This is a genomic window from Curtobacterium citreum, assembly GCF_006715175.1.
GTDB classification, from domain to species: domain Bacteria; phylum Actinomycetota; class Actinomycetes; order Actinomycetales; family Microbacteriaceae; genus Curtobacterium; species Curtobacterium citreum.
The window spans coordinates 818,518-842,192 of record NZ_VFMQ01000001.1; the positions used below are offsets into that span (position 1 = coordinate 818,518).

Below are 23,675 nucleotides of genomic sequence, written 5' to 3' on the forward strand. Positions count from 1 at the left end.
TGTGTTGCTCGAGGGCTGGATTCACGTCGAACCGCGACGGGAAGAACCCCCTCTCCGCTCGAAGCTCCGCGCCGATGTCGCTGCCGGGCATGCGGACGTCCGCACCCCGGAAAGTAGCCATGGCCCCGTACGACAAGGGCGCGCGTCAGCGTGCCGACGACCGAGTCCGCCACCCGAACGGTACCCCCGCCGCGCGGAGCAGCAAGCACCGCGGCTTCCGCGCCGCCGACCCGTCGCAGCCGCGACAGAAGCAGCGTTGGGACGCCGAGGAGCGCCGCGGCCGTTCGGCGCAGGGCGAGCGTCCGGCGCGTCCGAACTGGGAGCCGCGCGACGGCGGCCAGCGTCGCGACGACCGTGGCGCGCGTGGCTTCGACCGCAACGACCGCGGTGCACGCGGGTACGACCGGGACGACCGTGCGCCGCGTCGCTCCGACCGGGACGACCGCGCTCCGCGTCGCTTCGAACGGGACGACCGCGCTCCCCGTCGTGATGACCGTGACGACCGTGCCCCGCGTCGCTTCGACCGTGACGACCGCGCCCCGCGCCGCTTCGACCGGGACGAGCGCCCGCAGCGGCGCTCGTTCGACCGTGACGACCGTGCCCCGCGTCGCTTCGACCGCGACGACCGGGCCCCGCGTCGCTTCGACCGTGACGACCGTGCCCCGCGTCGCTTCGACCGTGACGACCGCGCTCCCCGTCGCGACGACCGTGACGACCGGGCCCCGCGTCGCTTCGACCGCGACGACCGGGCCCCGCGTCGCTTCGACCGCGACGACCGCGCTCCCCGTCGCGACGACCGGGACGACCGCGCCCCGCGCCGCTTCGACCGTGACGAGCGCCCGCAGCGTCGCGACGACCGCGCTCCCCGCAGCTTCGACCGGGACGACCGTGCCCCGCGCCGCTTCGACCGCGACGATCGGCCCCAGCGCCGCGACGCCCGCGACGAGGCCCGCACCGGGTACGTCCCCGCGGACGACGTCAAGCTCGAGAAGCTCCAGGCCGAGGCGACGATCGCGGCCGACGTCGAGGGCGTGAGCTTCACCGACCTCGGCATCGGCGGCAACATCTCCCGCACCCTCGCGGAGATGGGCGCCACCAGCCCGTTCCCGATCCAGGCAGCGACGATCCCCGACGTGCTCGCCGGCAAGGACGTGCTCGGCCGTGGCCGCACCGGTTCCGGCAAGACCATCGCCTTCGGTGCGCCCCTCGTCGAGAAGCTCATGGAGCACGGCGGCGGCACGAAGCGCCGGATGGGCCGTGCCCCGCGCGCCCTCATCCTCGCCCCGACCCGCGAGCTCGCCCTGCAGATCGACCGCACGGTGCAGCCGATCGCCCGTTCGGTCGGCCTCTTCACGACGCAGATCTACGGCGGTGTGCCCTACGGCCGCCAGGAGGGTGCCCTCGAGCGTGGCGTCGACATCATCGTCGGCACGCCCGGTCGCGTCCAGGACCTCATGAACAAGGGGAAGCTCGACCTCAGCGAGGTCGTCGTCTCCGTGCTCGACGAGGCCGACCACATGTGCGACCTCGGGTTCCTCGAGCCGGTGCGCGAGATCCTCTCGGCCACGGCCGAGGTCACCCCGCACGGCGACCGTGCGCAGAAGCTCCTGTTCAGCGCGACGTTGGACGCACAGGTCGCGTCGCTCGTGTCGGAGTTCCTGCACGAGCCGAGCGTCCACGAGGTCGCCGGGGAGGACCAGGCGTCCTCGACGATCGACCACCGCGTGCTCGTGGTCGAGCAGCGCCAGAAGGACCAGGTCCTCGAGGAGCTCGTCGCGGGCGACGGCAAGACCATCGTCTTCGCCCGTACCCGCGCCTACGCCGAGCGTCTCGCCGACCAGTTCGAGGACGCCGGCATCCGTGCGACCTCGCTGCACGGTGACCTCAACCAGTCCCGTCGGACCCGCAACCTGCAGCTCCTGACGAGCGGCCGGGTGAACGTCCTCGTCGCGACCGACGTCGCGGCGCGCGGCATCCACGTCGACGACGTCTCGCTCGTCGTGCAGGCCGACGCCCCCGACGACTACAAGGCGTACCTGCACCGTTCGGGCCGCACGGGCCGTGCCGGCAAGCAGGGCACTGTCGTGACGCTCGTCCCGCGTGGCCGCCGCCGCAAGATCGAGGGCATCCTCGAGAACGCGGAGATCGAGGCGGACCTCGTCGAGGCCGGCCCGGGCGACGGGATCGTCGCGGAGCTCGCTGCGCGCTGATCGCGACGCGACCGGAGAACGGACGGGAGGCACGGTGCCAGCTGGCACCGTGCCTCCCGTCCGTCTTCCCGCACCTCGCACGTTGCGTCTCGCGAAGAACGCGCGGCGGGTCAGCGCGAGAAGAACAGCAGGCCGCGCACGTACCCGGCCTGCCCCGCGTGCTGGACGCAGTCGTCGAGGATGCTGACCAGCCGTGCGCCGCGCGTGACGGGCGGGTCCCACGCGTCGTCGACCACGGGGTCGAGGTCCTCCGGGCCGAGCGTCGCCAGGTAGGCGACCGTGCGCTCGTGCACGGCACGCAGGTACCCGTTCAGCAGTTCGGCCGAGGCCCGGACGCGACCGACGTCGTCCCGGGACATGCCGTAGCCGAGGGCCTCGGCGGGGAACGGCAGGCCGAAGCGCTCGACCCAGCCGTCCGCGGTCCAGACCTGCTCGCTGCCCGCCAGGTCCGCGACCTGCGCGTCCTGGCCGCGTGCGGTGTGCCACGCGAGCCAGGCGAGTGTGTTCGCGCCGGTTGCCGGTCGTGTCGCGAGCTGGTCCTCGGACAGGCCGTCGAGGGCCCTGGCGACGGTCTCGGGGACGCGGGAGAACGCTTCGGTGAGGAGTTCGGACGGTGTCATGCCGCCGACGCTACGCGGCCCTCCCGCAGCTCGGACGGGCTCGCTCCGGTCAGCGGCGGCGGTCGAGGGCGCTGCCGACGGCCTCGAGCGCGGCCGCCACACGGGCGAGGTCGGCAGGGTCGACGCCCGAGCGGAAGGCCTCCCGGTACAGTGCCGCGACCTCGCCGGCGACCGCGGCCCCGGAGGGGGTCAGGTGCACGAGGATGCTCCGTCGGTCGCCGGGGTTCGGCCGTCGTTCGATGTGCCCGCGCTGCTCGAGTCGGTCGATCAACGAGGTCATCGCACCCGTGGTGAGCTCGAGGTGGTCGCTCGCGTGCTTCGGCGTGACGCCCGCGTCTGCACCGGCGACGAACACCAGGAACCGCAGGTCGGTCGCGTGCAGCCCGCGCAGGGCGCTCTGGTGCGTCAGGACCCGCGCGTGCTGGGTCTGCAGCGCTCGGAAGGCCTGGAGCACGCGGTCCAGGTCGTCGACCGGCGCCGGGCGGTCGGCGGTGGTGAGCGTGGTGAGGGTGTTCGTCATGGGACTCGTCTCGGGAGGATGTACCTCATTCAACAAGTATGTGAACGATTGAGCAAGTGACGCGCAAAGAGTCTTGTGGAACGCTCAGGGAGCACGTACGGTGTTGCCCAACCACCAGGTTCCGCAGCGCGACCAACCACCGCGGGTCCGGAACCGAAACCGATCAGAACCCCTCTCGGAGGACAACCATGTCCCGTGTGTCTCCTCGTGCTGCCCGGCTCGCAGCCTGGATCGCCGTCCCGGCCGCACTCGTCGCCTCGGGGGTCGTCGTCTCGACGGCCTCGTACTCCGCCTTCTCCGACACCACGTCGAACCCGACGAGCAACTGGACCGCCGGCAGCGTCGCCCTGTCCGACGACGACAGCAACACCGCGCTCTTCACGGTCACGAACCTCAAGCCCGGGTCGACCGGGTTCAAGTGCATCGCCGTCACGTCCAGCGGCACCCTGCCGTCCGCGGTGAAGCTCTACACGTCGTCCCTCACATCGCAGAAGGACCTGGCGGCGAACATCACGATGACCGTCGACCAGGGGACCGGAGGCGGCTTCGGGTCGTGCGACGGCTTCACCGCCCTGGCGTCCGGCGCCTCGGTGGTCCCCGCGACGACGCTCTCGACGCTCGGCACGAACACCACGACGTACGCGACCGGCAAGGGATCGTGGACGCCCACTGGCACCGCCCCCGAGACCCGGGTCTTCAAGTTCACCTACACGGTGTCGCCGGACACCCCGAACACCGCCCAGGGCGGTTCGGCGTCGCTCGGCTTCACCTGGGAGGCGCAGAACACCTGATCCGCGACGGGCACCGTGATGGACACCACCGGCGTCGGCGGTCAGCACCGCCACGCCCGTCCGGACACCGTGCTCGACGCGCTCGACTGGGGGCGCGTCGTGGTCGGCACCCTCGCGCGCGGCATCGTCGCGACCGTGGTCGGCCTGGCGCTCTGGGCCGCCGTCCCGGCCGTGGTCGGCTGGCAGCCCACCACGGTCGTGACCGCGTCGATGGCACCGCGGCTGGTGCCGGGGGACGTGGTCGTCTCCCGGCCGGTCCCCGCGCCCGAGGTCGTCCCCGGCCGGGTCCTGCTCGCCGACGACCCCGACCAGGTCGGGCACCTGCGACTGCACCGGTACGTCGAGACGGGCGCCGACGGCACGATCGTGACGAAGGGCGACGCCAACCCCGCCGCCGACTCGACACCGCTCGACCGCTCGGCCGTGCACGGGGTCGGCTACCTGCGGGTCCCGTTCATCGGCACGCCGGTCCTGTGGGCGCACGAGGGCCGGTGGGGCGCGGTCGCCGCGGCGGCCGCCGCACTGGCGGGCATGCTCGCGCTGTGCACGGTGGACGCGGGGTTGCGTCGGACCGGACGGGAGGCCCGTGGCACCTCCGCCCCGCATCTTCCGTCCGATGTTCCCCGCGTCCACGGGCGGCGGTCCGCGCGGGGTCCGGTCGTGCGCGGCGGCGCGCGGCACGTCGCGCTGCGGCAGGGGAGCGCGCTGCTCGTCGCGGTGACGGTGCTCGGCGGGGTCGGGGCGGTCGCGCCGCACCGGGCCGAGGCCGCGCCGTTCCGTGCGGTGACGAACTCGCCCACCTCGAACCTCGTGGCGGCGGTCCTGCCCGGCCCGACGAACGTCCGCTGCGGGCTGATCAGCGTGGCTGGCGTCCAGGTGGCATGGGACTACGACGCGCCGGACGCGAGGGGGTTCCAGGTGCTCCTGGACGACCAGGTGGTCGCCACCGCGGGTTCGGGCGTCCGCAGTGTCACGGTCTCCGGCGGGCTGCTCAGCCTCACGCGCAAGACCGTGAAGATCCGCGTCCTCGACCCCACGCCGACGAGCAGCTGGTACGCGGACGGTAACCGGACCCTCTCCGTGGGGTCGGCCACCATCCTCTACGTGTGCAGTTGACCGGCTCTCCACAGCTCGCCGCGGGGTGCCCGGCGATGTCCCCGGCCGCCGCTACCGTGACGGCATGCGGATCCTCCACACCGGAGACTGGCACCTCGGTCGCACGCTGCTCGGAGCCGACCTGCTCGAGCACCAGGCGGCCTTCGCCGACTTCCTCGTCGACACCGTGCGGGACCGCGCCGTCGACCTCGTCGTCATCGCCGGTGACGTCTACGACCGCGCGATCCCGCCGGTCGACGCCGTCCGCCTGCTCTCCCGCACGCTCGAGCGCCTGGCGCAGACGGCGACCGTCGTCCTGACGCCGGGCAACCACGACTCCGCGGCACGGCTCGGCTTCGGCGCCGGGGTCATGCACGACCGCGTCCGCATCGTCGCCGAGCCCGCGCGGCTGGCCGACCCGGTGCTCCTCGCCGACGACCACGGCCCGGTCGCGGTCTACGGCATCCCCTACCTGCACCCCGACCTGACGCGCTACGCCCTCGCTCCGGTCCCCGACGAGCCACTCGCCCGGTCGCACCAGGCCGTCGTCGAGGCCGCGGTGGACCGCATCCGCGCCGACCTCGGCGCGCGTCCCGGGCACCGCAGCGTCGTCGTCGCGCACGCCTTCGTCAGTGGTGCCGCGCCGAGCGACAGCGAGCAGGACATCCGTGTCGGCGGGGTCGACCAGGTGTCGGCCACGGTGTTCGACGGCATCGATTACGTGGCGCTCGGGCACCTGCACGGGCCGCAGCGGGTGGGCGACGGCGACCGGATCCGGTACGCGGGCTCCCCGCTCGCGTTCTCGTTCGGCGAGCGGCACCAGCGCAAGAGCGTGACCCTCGTCGACCTCGCGGCGGACGGCGGCGTCGCGGTCGAGCTCCTGCCGGCACCGGTGCCGCGCCGCCTGGTGGACGTCCGCGCCACGATCGACGCGATCGAGTCCGGTGCGCACCACGCCGACGCCGATGCGTGGGTCCGGGTCGCGGTCACCGACACCGTGCACCCCGAGCGGATGTACGCCCGCGTCCGCGACCACTTCCCGTTCGCCCTGGCGGTCACGCACGAGCCCGCGGAACGCCCCGAGCGCGTCGCCGCCCGCGCGGTGAGCGCCACCTCCGACCCGGTCGAGGTCGCCGCGGACTTCGTGACCTTCGCGACGGGTGCGGCGCCGGACGACGACGACCTGGCGGTCCTGACCGAGGCGTACGAGGCCGCACTGCAGACCCTCGACGCGGACGGGACGCGCTGATGTACCTGCACCGCCTCGAACTCCGCGCGATCGGGCCGTACCCGGATACCGTCGTCATTGACTTCGCCGCGCTCGCCGCCTCGGGGGTGTTCCTGCTCGAGGGGCCGACGGGGTCCGGCAAGTCGACGATCATCGACGCCGTCGTGTTCGCCCTGTACGGCGGCCTCGCGGGGGAGTCCTCGACGCCCGACCGCCTGCACAGCCAGCACGCCGACCCCGCGACCGAGCCCTTCGTCGAGCTGGTCTTCGAGACGGGTGCCGGGCTGTTCCGGGTCCGGCGCACCCCGCAGTACGACCGACCCAAGCAGCGCGGCACCGGCACGGTCCGGCAGCAGGCGTCCGCCCAGCTCTTCCGTCTGGCGCACCCCGCCGACCCCGCGGGCGAACCGGTGTCGTCCCGCATCCCGGAGATCGGGCTCGAGGTCACGCGGATCGTCGGGCTCGACCGCGCCCAGTTCCTGCAGACCGTCGTGTTGCCCCAGGGCGAGTTCGCGCGGTTCCTGCGGTCCCCGGGCGAGGAACGCCGGAAGCTCCTGCAGTCCCTGTTCGGCACGCAGGTCTACGACCGCACGGCCGACGAGCTCGCGGCCCGTCGTCGCGCGGTCCTCGCCGAGGTCGAGGGCGCCGAGTCCCGCGTCCGCGACGCACAGTCCCGGTTCGCGCAGGCCGCCGGGGTCGAGGATCCCGACGAACGCGCCGTCGACGACGTGGTCGCCGGTCTCCGCAGCGTCGCCGCCGAGACCGACGAGCACCGCCGGGCCGCGGTGTCCGACGCCGAGCGGGCCCGAGAGCGCGAGCGGTCGGTCCGCGAGCGCGTCACCGCCCGCGAACGTCGTGCCGCACTGCTCGACCGTCGTCGGGCGCTCGACGCCGCCGCGGACGAGGTCACCGCGGCGCGCGATCGTCTGGCACTCGGCGAACGCGCCACCCGCGTCGCGACGAGCGCCGACGCCCTCGACGCGGCGCGCGCGCGTGCCGCACAGGCGACGGATGCGGCGGCGTCGCAACGGCAGGGTGCCGGGCTCGACGCCGACACCGACGTGGTCGGCCTCCGGACCGCCCTCGCCGACTGTCTGTCGGACGTCCGACACCTCGTCGCGGTCGAGCGCACCTTCGCGACCCGTCGCCGGAGCGCTGCGGACGCGGCCGTCCGAGCCGAGGACCTCGCGGCACGGTCGGCGGCGCTCGTCGACGCGCTCGAGCGCCGTCCGGCCGAGCGCGCGACGATCGTCGAGTCCGCCCGGACCGCCGCCGCCCTCGCCGCCGACGCCGAGCCCGCCCGGGTCGAGGTCGAACGGGTTGCTCAGCTCCGGGCCGACCTGTCCACCCGCGTCACGGCAGCCCGAGCCCAGGAGCAGGCCGAGCGAGCGGTCGCGAGTGCCCGGGCCGCAGCGACGGCCGCGCTCGCCACGGAGACCGACCTGCGCGCCCGACGGATCGCCGGCCTCGCCGGGGAACTCGGCGCCGCCCTGCAGCCGGGCGACGCCTGCCCGGTGTGCGGTGCGGTCGAGCACCCGAGCGTCGCGGTGCCGCAGGACGACCACCCCTCCGCCGACGCGGTCGAGTCCGCCGCGTCCGCTGCCCGCGCTGCCGAGGCCGCCCTCGCCGCCGCGGCGACCGACCTCGCGCTCGCGCAGCAGGAACACGAGCGGCTCCGGACGGTGCTCGGCGACCTCGACGCCGACACCCTCGAGGCCCGTGCGACCGCTGCGGCCGAGCGGGTCCGGGCAGCACACGACGCTGCCGTCCAGGTGCTCGACCTCGAGCGCCGGCGCAGCGCCCACGACGAGCAGACCCGCGCCCTCGAGCAGGAGCGCACCACGGTCGCGTCCGAGCACGCCGTCCTGGTGTCCTCCGCCGCGGCCGAGTCGGAGCGGCTCGCCCAGGACACCGCTGCCGTCGACGCTGCCGTCCGTCGCGCCACCGGGGCGCTCGACGCCGGCACGAGTGCGAGCACCGACACTGCCGCGGGCGGGAGCTCGCTCGCTGACGCGGTGCGTGCCCTGGACGACCGTGTCGCGGAGCTCGACGCCGTGCTCGCTGCGGACGTCCGCGCCGCCACGGCTGCCGCGTCCGTCGCCGAGCGGCAGTCGGAGGTCACCGAGGTCTGCGCCGAGCAGGGCTTCGAGTCCGTCGAGCGGGCCCGCGCGGCACTCGTCCCCGCGGCCGAGGGGGAACGCCTCCGTGCCGTCGTGGCCACGGCGGACCGGGAGCGGGCCGTCGTCGACGCCGGCCTCACCGAGGCGGCCGTCGCCGAGGCCGCCCGGACCGCCGACGAACCCCTCGACCTGACGGCAGCCGTCGCCGCGCGCGACTCCGCGGTCGAGCGCGCCGACGCCGCCACCCGGGTCGCGGTCTCGGCGGCCGACCGGCTCGAAGCCGCCGCCCGGTGCGGCGAGGACGTCGCTCGTGCCGTCCGTGCGCGGGAGTCCACGTCCGCCCGGAGCCGCGCGGTCGTGCGGCTGGCCGACGTCGCCGCCGGGTCCACCTCGGTCAACCCGAGCGGCATCACCCTCGGCACGTACGTGCTCATGCGGCGGTTCGAGGACGTCGTCGCTGCCGCGAACGACCGACTGAGGGGCATGCTCGGCGGCCGGTTCACCCTCGAGACCTCCGAGGAGCGCGAGACCGGTTCACGCGCCCGCAAGACCGGACTCGCCCTCGCCGTGCACGACCACACGACCGACACGCTCCGGGCTCCCGGCAGCCTGTCCGGCGGCGAGACCTTCACGGTGTCGCTCTGCCTGGCGCTCGGGCTCGCCGACGTCGTGCAGGCCGAGGCCGGCGGCGTCGCGCTCGGCACGCTCTTCGTCGACGAGGGCTTCGGGACGCTCGACCCGGAGACACTCGACGACGTGATCGGGCAGCTCGCCCGGCTCACGGCCGGCGGACGACAGGTCGGCATCGTCAGCCACGTCGAGGAGCTCAAGCAGCGCATCCCCGAGCGCATCGCGGTCCGCCGGACCCCCGGCGGAGGGTCCCGCGTCACCACCACCGTCTGACGCCCGGCCCGGCCCGGCCCGGCCCGGCCCGGCCCGGACTGGACTGGCCCGACCCGACACGGCAGAGCCCGGCCGGCACGTCCGGAGCGGACCGCGAGCGGTCGTCAGGGCGACGGCGACACGTCCACCGTGCCGTCGGGCGGCGGCAGGATGTCCGACGCGATCCACGGGTAGACGAAGGTGAAGAGCACCCACACGACCGCGGCGATGAGCACGAGCAGCTCGAGCACCTTCAGGACGACGGGGCCCGGCAGGATGCGCCAGACGAACGGGAAGATCAATTCGGCGTCTCCGAGAGTTCCTTCGGGGTGCCCTCCGAAGCGGGCATCCAGTAGTCGAGCTTGGCGTGCGTGACGTACCGCTCCTTGGCCGACCACATCGGGTGGCAGGCGGTGAGCGTGAGCCAGCGGTCCTCGGCGGTGGGCTGCACGCCGGGCTGGTTCGGCACGGGGGCGATCGTCTCGATCTTGTCGGGCGTGACGATCTGCGAGTCGGTGACCTTGTAGACGTACCAGACGTCGAAGTCCTTCGCCTTGTCGGTCACGCGTACGACGATCGAGTCGCCGTTCTTCAGGTCCGCGATCTGGTTGAGCGGCTTGCCGTAGGTGACGCGGTGGCCGGCGACGGCGAAGTTGCCCTCGGCCCCCGGCATCGCGGTGTCCTGGTAGTGGCCAAGGCCGATCGTGTTGAGGACCTTCTCACGGTCCGTGCCCTCACCGATCGGGCGGTTGTAGTCCGCGCCGAACCGGGGGATCTGCATCGTGCCGAACACCGTCGACAGTCCCGGAGGCTCGGCCAGGACGGGAGCGGCCTCGCGGTGCTCGGTCCCCGCGGTCTTGGGCACCGCGGTCTGCTTGAGGTCCTGCACGAGGGCGGTCTGCTCGTTCACCGCGACCACGTCGGTCCACCACGCGGTCCAGAGCACGTAGAGCCCGGTGCCGGCGCCCGCGATGATGAGCAGCTCGGCGAGCAGGGACACGAGCGCGCCACCGACCGTCTGCTTCGGGCGGCGCCGGCGGGGGCGCTCCGGGATCTCGTCACCGGACGGAGACAGCCCCGACGGCATGGTGTCGTGTGCGGTCACGGGGCTCCTGGTCCGAGGTGCGGTGGTCGAACAGGTATAGCAGACGTGAGCGTCCGTCCGGTGGGGGCCGCGCTAGCCTGTGGACATGTCGTACCGCTTCCGAACCTTCGCTGAGGACGACACCGCCGCTGTCGTCGCCCTGTGGGAAGCGTGCGGACTCCTCCGCCCGTGGAACGACCCGTACCGCGACATCGCCCGCAAGACCGCCGAGCAGCCCGAGCTCTTCCTGGTCGCCGAGTCCTCGGACGCCGCTGCCCCCACCCTGGTCGGCGCCGGCATGGCCGGCTACGACGGCCACCGCGGCTGGGTGAACTACCTCGCCGTCGACCCGGACCAGCAGGGCACCGGGCTCGGCCGCGCCTTCATGGCCGAGTTCGAACGGCTGCTGCTCGCGCGCGGCTGCCCGAAGGTCAACGTCCAGGTGCGGGCCGGCAACGAGCGGGTGCTCGGGTTCTACGCCTCGCTCGGGTACGCCGAGGACCACGCGGTGTCGCTCGGCAAGCGACTGATCGCGGACGACTGACCCGACCCGCGCGAGCCAGACGGCCGCCCGCCTCACGCGAGCGCGAGCCCGACGGCCGCCGCGAACGCGAGCCCGATCCCGCTCCACTGCACGGGCGTGAGGCGCTCCCGCAGCACCACACCCGCGAGCGCCACCGTGCCGATCGGGTACAGCGCGTTGAGCACGCTCACCACCGGCAGCGTCGACGGGTCGTCCCCGGCGCGGAGCGCCGCCTGGATGCACACGTTCGCCAGCGCGTCGAGCACCCCGCAGGCGACGACCGTCGCCACGACGCGACGCGACCACGCACCCGCGCGTGCCGACCTGCCCACGCGCACCGTGCCTCCAGTCCCTGCAGCAGCACCCACCGGACGCGACGCACCGACAGCGAGCGCTGCACCCGCCGGACCCGACGCGCCGGACCGCACCGCGACCACCACCGCAGCCGCCCCGAGCAGCACCGTCTGCACCCCGCGCGCCACGAGCAGCGGCGCGACCCCCGAGCCGTCCGGCGCCGCGTCGTAGGCGAGCACGATCCCACCGAACCCGCACCCCGCGACGGCTGCCGTGACCAGCCCGGCCGGGGTGACCCGCGCGCCGGAGGTGTCCCGCACCGCCGCGACGAGCACGACCGCGACGACCGCCACCACGAGCGCGACCCACGCCGTCGGCGACAGCGACGTGCCCCGGACGAGCGCGACGACCACGGGCACGACGGCCGCGAAGACGGCGGTCAGTGGCGACAGGACGCTCATCGGACCGATCGCGAGCGCGCGGTAGAGCAGCAGCACCGCGACCCCGCCGGAGAGCCCCGCGACGAGCCCCCACCCGACGGCCGATCCGGTCAGATCCGCGCCGACGAGCGGGATCCCGACCGCGAGCGGCACCAGCCCGACCGCGGCGGCGGCCGCGGCGACCGTGACGGCGCGCAGCCGCCGGGCCGCGACGCCGCCCAGGAAGTCGGCGGCGCCGTAGACGACGGCCCCGGTCAGGCCGAGCAGCACGGTGAGCACGGCTCCCATCCTGCCCGGCCCGGTAGCCTGCGCAGCGTGAGCGTTCCGTACCACCGCCTGCCCCGCGTCGACGCCCGTTGGCGGTGGTGGCGCCCGCTCGTCGCGCTGGCGGTCCTGGCCGGGTGGTACGTCGCGACGCAGGTGGTCCTGGCGGTCGCCTACTTCGTCCCGATCGGGGCGTCGCAGGGACCCGAGGGGCTGATGCGCTTCCAGCAGGACCTGGCCAGCGGCGCGCTCGACCCGACCGATCCGCTGATCCTGTCGCTGTCCCTGGTGTCGCTCGTCGTGCTGCTCCCCGGCATCCTGCTCGCGGTCAAGGTCGCGAAGCTCGGCCCGGCGAACGTCCTGTCGTCGACGCGCTTCCGGGTGCGCTGGCGCTGGACCGCGTGGTGCCTGCTGCCGACGCTCGTCATCGCGGCGATCATGTTCTCGGTCCAGACCATCGGCATGTTCACGTTCGACGGCGGGTTCGGCTGGGACCACGCTGCGATCGGGCAGTCGACCGTCTCGGTCAGCACACTCACGCTGACGATCGTCCTGGTCGTGCTGCTCGTCCCGTTCCAGGGTGCGGCCGAGGAGTACGTCTTCCGCGGCTTCCTCATGCAGACGATCGGCTCGTGGATCCCGGTCCGCTTCGTCGGCACAGTCGTGGCGGTCGGCGTCTCGACCGTCGTGTTCGCGCTGCTGCACATCCCGAACGGCTACAACGTCTGGGGCATCCTCGACGTCGGCTCGTTCGGTCTCGTCGCCGCGATCATCGTGCTGCGCACCGGCGGCATGGAGGCGACGGTGCTCCAGCACGCCTTCAACAACATCATGATCTTCGTGCTGCAGGCGCCCGGCTGGTCGCGGATCGACCTGACGTCGCAGGACGCGCAGGGCACCGTGGGCGGATGGCTCGTGACGCTCGGCACCTCGCTCCTGTACTGGGGGATGGTCGAGGTGCTCGCGCGGTGGCGGAAGCTGGACCGGCGGTTCGCCGGTCACGAGGCGCCCCGCTTCCGGGGGACGCCGCCGGCCTTCGCAGGTGGGTCGCGTTGGTTCCGGCCGGGAGGCGCGGGGTGGGCGGGTGCACCGGCCCGCGTCGACGACGCGGCCGGGTCCGGCGACCGCACGGGTGCCGCTGTGGACAGTGCGGTGGGTGTCGCCCGTCGCCCGTAGGCTCGTGGCATGAGTTCCACGCCCGCGCTGGACGTCCTGCACCGGGTCTGGGGGTACGACGCCTTCCGGGGTGAGCAGGCCGCCATCATCGACCAGGTGGTGGGCGGCGGCGACGCGCTCGTCCTGATGCCGACCGGCGGCGGCAAGTCGCTCTGCTACCAGGTGCCCGCGCTCGTGCGCGACGGCATCGGGGTCGTCGTCTCGCCGCTCATCGCCCTCATGCAGGACCAGGTCGACGCCCTCGCGGCGAACGGCGTGCAGGCGGCGTTCCTCAACTCGACGCAGGGACCCGACGAGCGCGCCCGGGTCGAGCGCGCGGTGGTGTCCGGGCAGGTCGACATGCTCTACCTCGCGCCCGAGCGACTGCGGCTCGAGTCCACCCGCTCCCTGCTCGACCGCGCGCGGATCGCGCTGTTCGCGATCGACGAGGCGCACTGCGTCGCCCAGTGGGGCCACGACTTCCGGCCGGACTACCTCGAGCTGAGCGTCCTGCACGAGCGCTGGCCGACGGTGCCGCGGATCGCCCTGACCGCCACCGCCACACCGCAGACCCACCGCGAGATCTCCGCCCGCCTCGGCCTCGACGACGCCGCGCACTTCGTCGCCGACTTCGACCGACCGAACATCCAGTACCGGATCGAGCCGAAGACCGGGGCGCTCCAGCAGCTCCTGACGTTCATCCGCACCGAGCACAGCGGTGACGCGGGCATCGTGTACTGCCTGTCCCGGAACTCGGTCGAGCGCACCGCGGCGGCCCTCGCCGAGCAGGGCATCCCGGCGCTGCCGTACCACGCCGGGCTCGACGCGAAGGTCCGCGAACGCAACCAGTCGACCTTCCTGCGCGAGGACGGCGTCGTCATGGTCGCGACCATCGCGTTCGGCATGGGCATCGACAAGCCCGACGTCCGGTTCGTGGCGCACCTGGACCTGCCCAAGTCGGTCGAGGGCTACTACCAGGAGACCGGCCGTGCCGGGCGGGACGGGCTGCCCTCGACCGCGTGGCTCGCGTACGGGCTGAACGACGTCGTGCAGCAGCGGCGGATGATCGACCAGTCCGAGGGCGACGCCGCACACCGTCGGCAGCTCAGTGCACACCTCGACGCGATGCTCGCCCTGTGCGAGACGATCGAGTGCCGCCGGGTGCGGCTGCTCGCGTACTTCGGGCAGGAGTCGACGCCGTGCGGCAACTGCGACACGTGCATCGCGCCGCCGGAGCCCTGGGACGGCACCGTCCCCGCGCAGAAGTTGCTGTCGACGGTCGTCCGGCTCGACCGGGAGCGCGGGCAGCGGTACGGCGTGGCACACCTCGTCGACATCCTGGTCGGCAAGCAGTCGCCGCGCGTGCAGGAGCTCCGACACGACCAGCTCGCCACGTTCGGCATCGGCAGCGACCTGAGCGAGGGGGAGTGGCGCGCCGTCGCCCGGCAGTTGCTGGCGCAGGGTTACGCCGCGGTCTCCGGCGACGGGTTCGGCACGGTGGTGCTCAGCCCGACCAGTGCGGAAGTCCTGAGCGGGCGCGTGCAGGTCCTCATGCGCCGCGACCCCGTGCAGTCCACCCGGTCGTCGCGCACCCGTCGCACGGTCGTGACGGACATGCCGCGGGAGGCCGTCGGGCTGTTCGAGGCCCTGCGTGCCTGGCGTGCCGGGCAGGCCCGCGAACAGGGCGTCCCCGCCTACGTGGTGTTCAACGACGCGACGCTCCGCGGCATCGCGGCGGTGAAGCCCGCCGACCAGGACGAGCTCGCCGAGATCTCCGGCGTCGGCACGGCGAAGCTCGAGCGGTACGGTCGCGCGGTGCTCGACGTGGTCGCGGCGCACGCGGACTGAGCGGCGGGACCGGGGCCGGCCGCACCGGCTGGGAAACATTCCGTCGGCGGCATGCGGTTCCGCGGGCGCTCACTACACTCGGGTACTCGCCAACGAGGAGGTCCGGTGCCCGGTTCGACCAAGCTCGCCACGTCCATGAGCCGTGCCGTGGTGACGCCCCTCGCGCGGATGCTCTGGCGTCCGCGGATCATCGGCAGGAAGCACGTCCCGAAGCACGGACCGGTGATCCTCGCGAGCAACCACCGCTCGTTCATCGACTCTCCGGCGATCACGCTCATGGCTCCGCGGAAGGTGTCGTTCCTCGCGAAGCAGGAGTACTTCACCGGGACGGGTCTGCGCGGCGCGGTGTCCCGGGCGTTCTTCGGCGGCATCGGTGCGATCGGCGTCGAGCGTGGGGCGGGAGCCGCGGCGCAGCACGCCCTCGACCTCGGGCTCGAGCGGCTCGAGGCCGGTGAGGCCTTCGCGATCTACCCGGAGGGCACCCGATCCCTCGACGGGCGGCTCTACAAGGGCCGGACGGGCGTGGCCTGGCTCGCGTTGACGAGCGGCGCCCCGGTGGTGCCCGTCGCCCTGACGGGGACCGAGCACGTGCAGCCCGTGGGCTCGCGCGTCCCGAAGCTCGCAAAGGTGACCATCGAGTTCGGTGAGCCGATGGACCTGTCCTCGTTCGGCGACGCCTCGTCCGGGCGCGCGCGACGGCACGCCACGGACGCGGTGATGGCGGCGATCCAGGCCCTGAGCGGCCAGGAGCCGGCGAACGCGTACAACAACCCGCCCGCCACGATCGTCGAGCGGGTCAAGCAGGTGCTGCGCCGGGACGACCCGAAGCAGGCCGTCGAACCGGACTGACCCAGAACGCCTATTGCACATCTGGAATATCAGTGGTTCAATCGGTCCGTGCCCGAGCGGCACGTGACCGAGCGGCCCGACAGGAACGGGCCGCGCCGACCCTGACCAGAAGGCACGCAGCATGTCCTCCACCCCGCTCTTCGACGCCGTCTCCCGCCGGACGTCCGCACCCGCAGTCTCCGCACCCGCAGTCCCCGCGGTGACAGGCCCCACCCCAGCAGCTCCCGCGCCTGCCGCACTCGCCCCCGCGGCTCGTGCGTCCGCCCCGCTCGCGACCGCGCCCGTCCCGTCGTCCCCGCTGTCCGCGCCCGTCACGCCGCAGGCATCGGCACTCGTGCCCGCTGTGCTCGTCGCCGCGATCGACGAGATCCCCGCCCGACTCGGTGCCGCGCTCGACGCCGAGCACGCGGTGTCGACCGAGCAGCTCGCCCTCGTCGAGGCCGTCGCCGACGCGATCACCCGCGCGGTCGTCGACGCCGTCGTCGGCGAGCTCGACCGGATCACCCGCGACGGCGTCGTCCGCGCCTGACCCGGGCCACCGCGATGACCGCACCGGACCCCGTCCTCCGCCCGCGAGCCGCCGCACGGCACGCCGCCGGCGCCCGACGATCCCGGTCGGTGCGTCCCGGTCCCACGACCACCGGGGCGGCAGTCCCCCCTGCTGCCGCCCCGGTCTCCATCCGGGCGTCCCCGCGACGCCCCTCGACCACCGGGGCGGCGGTCCCCCCTGCCGCCGTCCCGGTGCCACTCCCGCAGGCGGCTCGGCCGGTCTCCTCCTCCTGCTCCTCTTCGTCCCCATCGAGTCGGCGTGCCGCGCTCGCCCGCGAGCGGTCTGTCGCCCGGTGCCGCGCCCCACGGTTCCGACCCCCCTCTGCTGACCCGGCGCGGGCGGTGCTCCGCGCCGTTGTCAGCCACACGCCGAGCGTGCCCCGGCTGTCCGTGACGGCCGCCGCCCTGTCCGCCTGTCTCGTCGTCTCGGTGTCCACCCCGGCGCAGGCGCTGGACGCGACACTCCCGGCGGCCACCGGACCCCAGGGCACCGTCCAGTGGTACGCCGTCGCGGCGGGAGCGGGTCCGGACGTGCAGCGCGACGACTTCTCGGTCCGCGACGACTTCCGGCGTGGGCCGCGCATCAGCTCCGACGTCACGGTGGTCCGACCGGTCGACGGCACGGTCCCCACCGCCGGGGGCTTCGGCGGTCGCCACGTCGACGGGTGCAGCGCGTGCTCGACGGACCACCACGGACTCGACTTCGCCGCCCGCGCCGGGACCCCGGCCGTCGCGGTCATGTCCGGCACGGTGGTGTCCGCCGGGGTCCTCGGCGGGTACGGCAACCAGGTGCTGCTCCGCCACCCGGACGGCACCGAGACGCGGTACGCGCACCTGTCCCGCATCGACGTGGTGGTCGGGCGCCAGGTCGCGGTCGGCGAACCGGTCGGCGCCGTCGGCAGCACCGGCATCTCGACCGGAGCGCACCTGCACTTCGAGGTCATCCTCGGCGGCGCCCCGGTCGACCCTGCACCGTGGCTCGCTGCCCGCGGGCTGCTCTGACCCGGGCTGCCCGGCGCCCGCGCCCGCGGCCGTGGGCTGTACGGACTGACCGGGACCCGTCCACACCCGGGGCGTAGCGTCGGACCGAGGACGGCACGGCGTCGTCCGAGGACGGAGACGCACGTGCGCGTGACGGTGTTGGGCACAGGGACGATGGGGGCAGGGGTCGCGCGGTCGCTGCTCCGCGAGGGACACGACGTCACGGTCTGGAACCGCAACGCCGACCGTGCCACACCGCTCGCCGACGACGGCGCCACGGTCGAGCGCGACGCGTCCGCCGCGGTGGCGGAGGCCGAGGTCGTCCTCCTGACGCTGTTCGACACCGACGCGGTGGTCGACGTGCTCGAGGCCGCAGCCGGGGACGCTCCGACCGACGCTGTGTGGGTGCAGGCCTCGACGATCGGGGTCGCGGGTACCGAGACCGTCGTGCAGCTCGCCGGCAAGTACGGCATCACCCTCGTCGAGGCGATGATGCTCGGGACGAAGGGCCCGGCGGAGCAGGGCAAGCTCACCATGCTCGCCGCGGGCCCCTCGGTGACGGTCGACCGGATCGACCCGGTGCTCGACGCGATCGGCGCGAAGACCGTCCGGGCCGGCGAGCGGGTCGGTGACGGCACCGCGCTGAAGCTCGCCGCGAACGCCTGGGTCGCCGCCATCACGGCGGCGACCGGCCAGTCCCTCGCCATCGCCCGCGCGCTCGGACTCGACCCGCACCTGTTCCTCGACGCGATCGAGGGCACCGCGAGCGACTCGCCCTACGCGCACACGAAGGGCGAGGCCATGCTGTCTGGGGAGTTCGCGCCGCAGTTCGCGCTCGACGGGATCCGGAAGGACATCGGACTCATCCGTGACGCCGCGCGGGACGCCGGGGTCTCGACGGAGCTGCTCGACGGCATCGACCGGGTCTACGCGCAGGCGAGCGCGGACGGGCACGGCGGCGACGACATCGCGGCGGTCGGCACCGCATTCTGACGCAGGTCAGGGCCGGTGGAGCCAGCGCCGCAGCGCGCCGGTGAGCCGGCCCACGGCCTCGTAGTTCATCGTGTTCGCGAGGTCGAACGCCTCGCGCGCCGGGTCGGCCCCGGCCTGGATGCGCCGGAGGGCGGCGTCCGCGCGGGCACGGGCGTCGAGCTCCGCGAGGGGCATGTCGTCCTCGGGGTCGTGCGCCGGCACCGCCGCGGGGTCGTCGGTCGCGCGCATGCCGTCAGGCTACGCGGACCGCTCGTCCTCGTCATCGTCCTGGTCGACGACGCGGGCCATCTCCTCGAGGAACGCGACCACGACGCCCATGTCCGACTGGGGCAGGTGCTCGGCGACCTCGAGCGTGCGGGTGTCGAGCTCGTCGATGACCTGCAGCACCTGCCGCATCGAGCCACCCGACGCGGTGAGGATGACCCCGCGGCGGTCGTGCGGGTCGGCGTGCCGCTCGACGTGTCCGCTGCGGACGAGCCGGTCGACGAGCGCCGACGTCGAGGCCGGCGTGATCTCGAGTCGGTCGGCCAGCTCCTTCGAGTTCACCGCGCGGCCGGTGGCCTCGGCGTCGAGCAGGATGCGCAGCGCGAGCAGGGCGTTCTCGCCGATGCCGAGCGCCTCGCGTGCCCGTCGCTGGGCAGCGCTCTCGGCACTCCGGTACCTGCGGAGCGCATTGAGGACGTCCACCGCGTCGACCCTGGAACCCTTGCCATACCAGAAGCCCGTGGTGGTGTCCGTCACCTCGGTCGTCATGAGGACAATGCTAGACGCTCTAGTTAGATTGTCTAGCGAGTGCGCGGGAACCGATGCACTTCCCAGCGACCCGGTGGCCGCTCTGCGCGCTCCGCGAGTGGTGCAACACCGGTGACGCGCGCCCGTAACACCAGCGCAACGACCCCTCAGTAGGTTCACCCCATGCAGGAGCCGACGTGCTGAGCCGACTCGCGGGGAGCGTGTTCCGCGTCGGGACCGCGGTCGAGCGTGCTGACGTCGTCGCCCGGATGCTCGAGGTGTACGTCGTCCGCCCGGACGTCGTCGCCGCGGGGGAGGACCCGGCGGTCGCGTCGGCGCTGCGCGCGGTGCTCGGCGCCCAGGGCCCGGGACGAGCCGGACGGGCCGCGACGATCGAGTCGCTCGCGCTCGACCGTCACGAGCCGGCCTCCGTCGCGTCCGCGGTCGCGGTGGCCCGGGACGACGCCCGCCGGGCCCGCGAGGTCGTCCCCACGGAGCTCTGGGACTGCCTCGACGTCACCCGGTCCCGGATGCCGCGGAAGGTGTCGGTCGAACGCGCGCACGAGTTCCTGGCGTGGGTGCGCGAGCGGAGTGCCCTGGCCGTCGGGGTCGTCGAGGGCGACGCGAGCCGCGACGAGGTGTGGGAGTTCTTCACGCTCGGCCGGTCGCTCCTGCGCTGCGGGGCCACCGCGCGGCTCCTCGCCTCGGACCTCGTCGACACCACTGCGCCGCACTCGTGGGCGACCGCGCTCCGGGCCTGCGGCGCCGTCGAGGCCTTCCGACGAGGCCGCGACCACCGTGCGACGGACCCGGCGAGCGTCGCGGGCTTCCTGCTCCGGGACGGACACAGTCCGCGGTCGCTCGCGTTCCTCGCGCAGCGGGCGGACGACTGCCTGGCCGACGTCGCGCCGGCCTGCGTCGCGGACGAGGTCGAGGCCTTCCGCCGGGCACGCGCCGCGCTCGAGCACCCCGACGCCGAGCAGCCCGACGCGTGGCCGCGCACGGTGACGGCGCGTCTCGCCGCGGCGGTCGACGCCGTGGTGGCGGCCCTCGACGAGCGCGTGTTCGCGGCCGCCGTCCCGGCGCGCTGACGGCCCCGCCGCTCACCCGTCGCTCCGCGAGCGGGCCACTTCTGTCACGCTCGCCGACCGCGGGCGACCAGTTCCGCCCGCTCGGCGGACGACGGGCGGCGCGTCCTGCCCGCTCGCGGCGCGACCGGCGGCGGTGGGGCCGGGTGGTGACGGCGTGGAGGCACGGTGCGGGCCCGCCACGCGCCTCCCGTCCGCCCTGTCCCCGTCCCTGGGCCCGCCTCGCGTCACCGCACCGCGAGCGGGCCACTCCTGTCACGCTCGGCGGCAGCAGGCGACCGGTTCCGCCCGCTCGGCGGACGACGGGCGGCGCGTCCTGCCCGCTCAGCGCGACCAGCGCACGCGGGTCCTGCCGGACCCGCGGGTCAGACGGCGCTCGAGCGGTCCGCGACCGCCTCGTCGCGCTCCAGGTCCCGCCGGATCGCGGCGCGCGACGCGCGCGTCCCGACCACGGGGATCGCGTGCGTGATCGCGAGGTGCAGGCGGTTGTCGGCGTCGTACCGGACCCGGAAGCGCTCCCACCGGACGAGCCACACGAGGGCGATCGCCAGCGCGACGAACCCGGACGCGGCACCGACGATGATGGCCCACCGTGGCCCCCAGGCATCCGCGACGGCGCCGACGATCGGTGCGCCGATGGGGGTGCCGCCCGCGAAGATCGCCATGTAGAGCGCCATCACGCGGCCGCGCATCGCCGGCTTCGTGGTGGTCTGGACGAGGGCGTTCGCGGTCGTCATGAACGTCAGCGAGGCGAGGCCGACGAACACCAGCACGACGGCGAACGACCAGTAGGTCGGGGCGAGGGCGGCCGCGGTGCACGCGAGCCCGAACCCGGCCGAGGCGATCACGAGCGTGCGCATCCTCGGGCGGTCCCGCCGGGCGGAGAGGAGCGCACCGGCGACCGAGCCGATCGCCATCACCGAGTTGAGCAGGCCGAACTCACCGGCGCCCTTGCCGAACTCGACGCGCGCCATCGTCGAGGTGAAGATCGGAAAGTTCACGCCGAACGTACCGACGACGAAGATCATGCAGAGCACGACGATGATGTCCGGCCGGGTCCGGACGTACCGGAAGCCCGCCACGATCTGGCCCTTGCCGCGCCCTGCACGAGGTCGGTCGGCGAGCTGTGCGGGGTCGACGAACCGCAGCGCGACGAGGACCGCCAGGAACGAGCCGGCGTTGATGACGAACACCCATCCCGAGCCGATCGCGGCGATGAGCACGCCCGCCACCGCGGGGCCGATCAGCCGCGCTGCGTTGAACGACGCGGAGTTCAGCGCGACGGCGTTCGCCACGTGCTCGCCCTGAACCACGTCGGAGACGAAGGCCTGTCGGATCGGGGTGTCGAACGCGGCGACGATGCCGAGCGCGAGCGCGAAGCCGTACAGCGACCAGAGCGTGGCGGTGTGGGTGAGGACCATGACGCCGAGTCCCAGGCCGAGTGCCCCCATCAGGCCCTGGGTGAGCATGAGCATCTTCCGCCGGTCGAACCGGTCGGCCACGAGTCCGGTGAACGGCAGGAGGAGTAGCTGCGGACCGAACTGCAGGGCCATTGTGATGCCGACCGCGACGGCGTCGTTGTCGGAGAGCTCGGTGAGGACGATCCAGTCCTGCGCGGTGCGCTGCATCCACGTGCCGACGTTGGACACGAGCGCGCCGGCGAACCAGATGCGGTAGTTGCGGGCGGCCAGGGAACGGAACATGGCGGTCACTGCTGGGCCAGCCTCCTCATGACGTCGGTGGCGGCGGCCAGGGTGCGGCGTTCGTCGAGGGTGAGTGCGCCGAGCCTCGGCGTGAGCCAGTCGTCGCGGCGGCGCCGGGTCTCCTCCACGAAGGCGGACCCAGCCGGGGTGGCCGAGAGCAGCACCTTGCGGCGGTCGTCGCCGTGGCCGCACTTCGACACGAGGCCCCGTTCGACGAGCGCAGCGACGGACTTCGTCATCGACGGGGGCGTCACCCCGTCCTGGCGGCTCAGCTCGGCGAGGGTCATCGCGCCCTCGCGGTGCAGCCGGGCGAGTGCCGAGAAGTGTGCGTCCGGCATGCTCGCGTCGGCCTTCTGCGCGCGGAGCGTCCGCGACAGCCGGTTCACGGCGATGCGGAGGTCGGTGGCGAGGGAGGAGTCGGGCACGGCCGTTAGCCTACCTCATTAGTTCAGCGAACGAACTGGTTGCCCCGAGGTCGATCCGCGCGTGGGATGCCGTTCCGCCCGTCGGAGGACGAATCGCGCATCGGACGTCGGAACTTCTGCCACCCAACGCGCGGATCGGTCTCCCATGACAGGCGCGATGGGCTCGAACCGCCGGACTGGAGGCACGGGTCGGGTGCGCGGGTCCGCCGACCTGACCCGCGCCTCCCGTCCGACCGTGTGGTGACGGACGCGCCGACAGCGCGCGTCGGACGCGCCGACAGCGCGCGTCGGACGCGCCGTCAGCGCTTGTCGGGCGCGCCGTCAGTGAGCGTCCGGACCGGTGATCGCGTCGTGGGGGAGCAGGGCGTGCACCCCCCAGGTGCGGTTCGCGACCTGGGTCACCCGCAAGCTCACGGCGACGCTCGCCATCGCGAGCGCCTGGGCGCGGGAGATGTCGTACAGCCCGGCGATCCAGTCGACCATCCCGTCGAGCGCCGTCGTCGTCGCGGCGTTCAGGTCCGCGTCGAACCCGAAGGTGATCCGTCCAGCAGGGGTGTCCGCGTGGATGCCGGCGACCGGGACCTCGTCGACGAGCGACAGCGTCATCGTGGTCGTCATCCCGCACTCGACCGCGGTACCGGACACCTCGCCGTCGCCCTGCGCGGCGTGGCCGTCGCCGACGGACAGCATCGCGTCCGGCACGGTGACCGGCAGGAACAGCGTCGACCCGGCGACGAGCTCGCGGCAGTCGACGTTGCCGCCGCCGAGGGGCCGCGGCGGGATCGTGGAGTGCTCCCCGGTCGCTTCCGGCGGGAGCCCCACGACGCCGAGGAACGGCGCCGTGCGGACGCCGAGCCCCAGCTGGTTGCGCGCGGTGCCCGCGGCGGCGTCGACGTCCCAGAGCAGGGGACCGCGGGACGCCGGGTCCGCGAGCCCGAGCGCCCGGTTCAGTTCCGTGTCGATCCCACCGGACCCGGTGTAGCCCCAGTCGTCCGGCACGAGCGCGTCGAACCGCACGGCCAGGACCTGTCCGGGGCGGGCGCCCGTCACCGCGATCGGGCCGACCAGGCAGTGCCCGCGCCGCGCGTCGAGCAGGGTCGGTGCATCGGCGCCGGGCGACGCGAGGCGCCTCGTGTACCCGGCGGCGCTCAGCGTCCGGACGGTGACGGTGTCGCCGTCCACGGCGCGGAGCACGGGGGCGCGCTCGGCGGTGAGGACGTCGACGGCGGTGTCGAGCGAGGCATCGAGGCGGTGGGAGGTCACCGGACGATCCTCCCAGCC

Annotated in this window: 23 protein-coding genes; 13 read left to right on the plus strand and 10 right to left on the minus strand. The window is 73.9% G+C overall.

Going from position 1 to position 23,675, the window contains the following annotated elements:
- The first annotated feature begins 119 nt into the window (after window positions 1-119).
- Complete coding sequence (locus tag FB462_RS04010; RefSeq protein WP_141860325.1) at window positions 120-2,210, plus strand: DEAD/DEAH box helicase; 2,091 nt, start codon at window positions 120-122, stop codon at window positions 2,208-2,210.
- 110 nt (window positions 2,211-2,320) lie between these two features.
- On the opposite strand, the gene FB462_RS04015 is transcribed toward FB462_RS04010, so the two are convergent.
- Window positions 2,321-2,830 carry a mycothiol transferase gene (locus tag FB462_RS04015; RefSeq protein ID WP_114850191.1) on the minus strand — a complete coding sequence of 170 codons (510 nt, stop codon included), beginning with the start codon at window positions 2,828-2,830 and terminating at the stop codon, window positions 2,321-2,323.
- Between the two features lie 49 nt (window positions 2,831-2,879).
- The gene (locus FB462_RS04020) at window positions 2,880-3,350 is read right to left on the minus strand and encodes a MarR family winged helix-turn-helix transcriptional regulator (RefSeq protein ID WP_114850190.1); all 471 of its coding nucleotides are present in this window, start codon (window positions 3,348-3,350) and stop codon (window positions 2,880-2,882) included.
- 188 nt (window positions 3,351-3,538) lie between these two features.
- On the opposite strand from FB462_RS04020, the gene FB462_RS04025 reads away from it, so the two are divergent.
- The 4 genes from FB462_RS04025 (at window position 3,539) to FB462_RS04040 (ending at window position 9,487) form a co-directional block, all read left to right on the plus strand.
- Window positions 3,539-4,141: a TasA family protein gene (locus tag FB462_RS04025; RefSeq protein WP_114850189.1), complete on the plus strand. Its 603-nt coding sequence runs from the start codon at window positions 3,539-3,541 to the stop codon at window positions 4,139-4,141.
- An 18-nt stretch (window positions 4,142-4,159) separates the two neighbouring features.
- A complete protein-coding gene (locus FB462_RS04030) occupies window positions 4,160-5,257 on the plus strand; it encodes a S24/S26 family peptidase (protein ID WP_141860327.1) in 1,098 nt (365 codons plus the stop codon).
- Between the two features lie 64 nt (window positions 5,258-5,321).
- Complete coding sequence (locus FB462_RS04035; protein ID WP_141860329.1) at window positions 5,322-6,485, plus strand: metallophosphoesterase family protein; 1,164 nt, start codon at window positions 5,322-5,324, stop codon at window positions 6,483-6,485.
- The gene (locus FB462_RS04040) at window positions 6,485-9,487 is read left to right on the plus strand and encodes an AAA family ATPase (protein ID WP_141860331.1); all 3,003 of its coding nucleotides are present in this window, start codon (window positions 6,485-6,487) and stop codon (window positions 9,485-9,487) included. The genes FB462_RS04035 and FB462_RS04040 overlap by 1 nt, the downstream gene beginning before the upstream one ends.
- A gap of 104 nt (window positions 9,488-9,591) precedes the next feature.
- Here FB462_RS04040 and FB462_RS17190 read toward each other — a convergent pair whose 3' ends face one another.
- Window positions 9,592-9,768, minus strand: coding sequence for a hypothetical protein (locus tag FB462_RS17190; protein WP_167509945.1), 177 nt, complete (start codon window positions 9,766-9,768; stop codon window positions 9,592-9,594).
- On the minus strand, window positions 9,765-10,571 hold the full coding sequence (locus FB462_RS04045; protein WP_229666968.1) for a class E sortase: 807 nt from the start codon (window positions 10,569-10,571) through the stop codon (window positions 9,765-9,767). Before FB462_RS04045 ends, FB462_RS17190 begins: the two co-directional genes overlap by 4 nt.
- Window positions 10,572-10,656: 85 nt before the next feature.
- Here FB462_RS04045 and FB462_RS04050 point away from each other — a divergent pair, with 85 nt between their 5' ends.
- Entirely contained in the window at window positions 10,657-11,094 is a 438-nt protein-coding gene (locus FB462_RS04050; protein WP_141860333.1) for a GNAT family acetyltransferase, read from the plus strand.
- Window positions 11,095-11,126: 32 nt separating this feature from the next.
- Here FB462_RS04050 and FB462_RS04055 read toward each other — a convergent pair whose 3' ends face one another.
- Window positions 11,127-12,086, minus strand: coding sequence for an EamA family transporter (locus FB462_RS04055; RefSeq protein WP_141860335.1), 960 nt, complete (start codon window positions 12,084-12,086; stop codon window positions 11,127-11,129).
- Between the two features lie 36 nt (window positions 12,087-12,122).
- Here FB462_RS04055 and FB462_RS04060 point away from each other — a divergent pair, with 36 nt between their 5' ends.
- The 6 genes from FB462_RS04060 (at window position 12,123) to FB462_RS04085 (ending at window position 18,446) form a co-directional block, all read left to right on the plus strand.
- Window positions 12,123-13,247 (plus strand): CPBP family intramembrane glutamic endopeptidase, encoded by a 1,125-nt coding sequence (locus tag FB462_RS04060; RefSeq protein WP_141860337.1) that lies wholly within the window; start codon window positions 12,123-12,125, stop codon window positions 13,245-13,247.
- Window positions 13,248-13,256: 9 nt separating this feature from the next.
- A complete protein-coding gene (gene recQ / locus FB462_RS04065) occupies window positions 13,257-15,074 on the plus strand; it encodes a DNA helicase RecQ (protein ID WP_114850183.1) in 1,818 nt (605 codons plus the stop codon).
- 135 nt (window positions 15,075-15,209) lie between these two features.
- Window positions 15,210-15,923 carry a lysophospholipid acyltransferase family protein gene (locus FB462_RS04070; protein WP_229666970.1) on the plus strand — a complete coding sequence of 238 codons (714 nt, stop codon included), beginning with the start codon at window positions 15,210-15,212 and terminating at the stop codon, window positions 15,921-15,923.
- 121 nt (window positions 15,924-16,044) lie between these two features.
- A complete protein-coding gene (locus tag FB462_RS04075; RefSeq protein WP_141860339.1) occupies window positions 16,045-16,452 on the plus strand; it encodes a hypothetical protein in 408 nt (135 codons plus the stop codon).
- A gap of 395 nt (window positions 16,453-16,847) precedes the next feature.
- Complete coding sequence (locus tag FB462_RS17195; protein ID WP_167510002.1) at window positions 16,848-17,474, plus strand: M23 family metallopeptidase; 627 nt, start codon at window positions 16,848-16,850, stop codon at window positions 17,472-17,474.
- Window positions 17,475-17,603: 129 nt separating this feature from the next.
- Window positions 17,604-18,446 carry an NAD(P)-dependent oxidoreductase gene (locus FB462_RS04085; RefSeq protein ID WP_141860341.1) on the plus strand — a complete coding sequence of 281 codons (843 nt, stop codon included), beginning with the start codon at window positions 17,604-17,606 and terminating at the stop codon, window positions 18,444-18,446.
- A gap of 6 nt (window positions 18,447-18,452) precedes the next feature.
- Here the strand turns inward: FB462_RS04085 and FB462_RS04090 are convergent, their stop codons facing one another.
- Window positions 18,453-18,674: a hypothetical protein gene (locus FB462_RS04090; RefSeq protein ID WP_141860343.1), complete on the minus strand. Its 222-nt coding sequence runs from the start codon at window positions 18,672-18,674 to the stop codon at window positions 18,453-18,455.
- 9 nt (window positions 18,675-18,683) lie between these two features.
- Complete coding sequence (locus tag FB462_RS04095; RefSeq protein WP_058740595.1) at window positions 18,684-19,199, minus strand: MarR family winged helix-turn-helix transcriptional regulator; 516 nt, start codon at window positions 19,197-19,199, stop codon at window positions 18,684-18,686.
- A 176-nt stretch (window positions 19,200-19,375) separates the two neighbouring features.
- Between FB462_RS04095 and FB462_RS04100 the strand changes: the two genes are divergently transcribed.
- Complete coding sequence (locus FB462_RS04100; RefSeq protein ID WP_141860345.1) at window positions 19,376-20,269, plus strand: alpha-E domain-containing protein; 894 nt, start codon at window positions 19,376-19,378, stop codon at window positions 20,267-20,269.
- 362 nt (window positions 20,270-20,631) lie between these two features.
- Here FB462_RS04100 and FB462_RS04105 read toward each other — a convergent pair whose 3' ends face one another.
- The 3 genes from FB462_RS04105 to FB462_RS04115 all read right to left on the minus strand — a co-directional run bounded on the left by FB462_RS04105 (window position 20,632) and on the right by FB462_RS04115 (window position 23,657).
- Window positions 20,632-21,978, minus strand: a complete 1,347-nt coding sequence (locus tag FB462_RS04105) for an MFS transporter (protein WP_167510003.1) — start codon at window positions 21,976-21,978, stop codon at window positions 20,632-20,634.
- Window positions 21,975-22,394: a MarR family winged helix-turn-helix transcriptional regulator gene (locus FB462_RS04110; RefSeq protein ID WP_114850177.1), complete on the minus strand. Its 420-nt coding sequence runs from the start codon at window positions 22,392-22,394 to the stop codon at window positions 21,975-21,977. Before FB462_RS04110 ends, FB462_RS04105 begins: the two co-directional genes overlap by 4 nt.
- 321 nt (window positions 22,395-22,715) lie before the next feature.
- Window positions 22,716-23,657, minus strand: coding sequence for an acetamidase/formamidase family protein (locus FB462_RS04115; RefSeq protein WP_141860347.1), 942 nt, complete (start codon window positions 23,655-23,657; stop codon window positions 22,716-22,718).
- Between the last annotated feature and the right edge of the window lie 18 nt (window positions 23,658-23,675).

Bases quoted from the DNA above. Each gene is read 5' to 3' on its own strand.
- FB462_RS04040 (WP_141860331.1), top strand. From the start codon at position 6,485: ATGTACCTGCACCGCCTCGAACTCCGCGCGATCGGGCCGTACCCGGAT.
- FB462_RS04030 (WP_141860327.1), top strand. From the start codon at position 4,160: ATGGACACCACCGGCGTCGGCGGTCAGCACCGCCACGCCCGTCCGGAC.
- FB462_RS04070 (WP_229666970.1), top strand. From the start codon at position 15,210: ATGAGCCGTGCCGTGGTGACGCCCCTCGCGCGGATGCTCTGGCGTCCG.
- FB462_RS04015 (WP_114850191.1), bottom strand. From the start codon at position 2,830: ATGACACCGTCCGAACTCCTCACCGAAGCGTTCTCCCGCGTCCCCGAG.
- FB462_RS04035 (WP_141860329.1), top strand. From the start codon at position 5,322: ATGCGGATCCTCCACACCGGAGACTGGCACCTCGGTCGCACGCTGCTC.
- FB462_RS04095 (WP_058740595.1), bottom strand. From the start codon at position 19,199: ATGACGACCGAGGTGACGGACACCACCACGGGCTTCTGGTATGGCAAG.
- FB462_RS04090 (WP_141860343.1), bottom strand. From the start codon at position 18,674: ATGCGCGCGACCGACGACCCCGCGGCGGTGCCGGCGCACGACCCCGAG.
- FB462_RS04020 (WP_114850190.1), bottom strand. From the start codon at position 3,350: ATGACGAACACCCTCACCACGCTCACCACCGCCGACCGCCCGGCGCCG.
- FB462_RS04050 (WP_141860333.1), top strand. From the start codon at position 10,657: ATGTCGTACCGCTTCCGAACCTTCGCTGAGGACGACACCGCCGCTGTC.
- FB462_RS04010 (WP_141860325.1), top strand. From the start codon at position 120: ATGGCCCCGTACGACAAGGGCGCGCGTCAGCGTGCCGACGACCGAGTC.
- recQ (WP_114850183.1), top strand. From the start codon at position 13,257: ATGAGTTCCACGCCCGCGCTGGACGTCCTGCACCGGGTCTGGGGGTAC.
- FB462_RS04075 (WP_141860339.1), top strand. From the start codon at position 16,045: ATGTCCTCCACCCCGCTCTTCGACGCCGTCTCCCGCCGGACGTCCGCA.
- FB462_RS04025 (WP_114850189.1), top strand. From the start codon at position 3,539: ATGTCCCGTGTGTCTCCTCGTGCTGCCCGGCTCGCAGCCTGGATCGCC.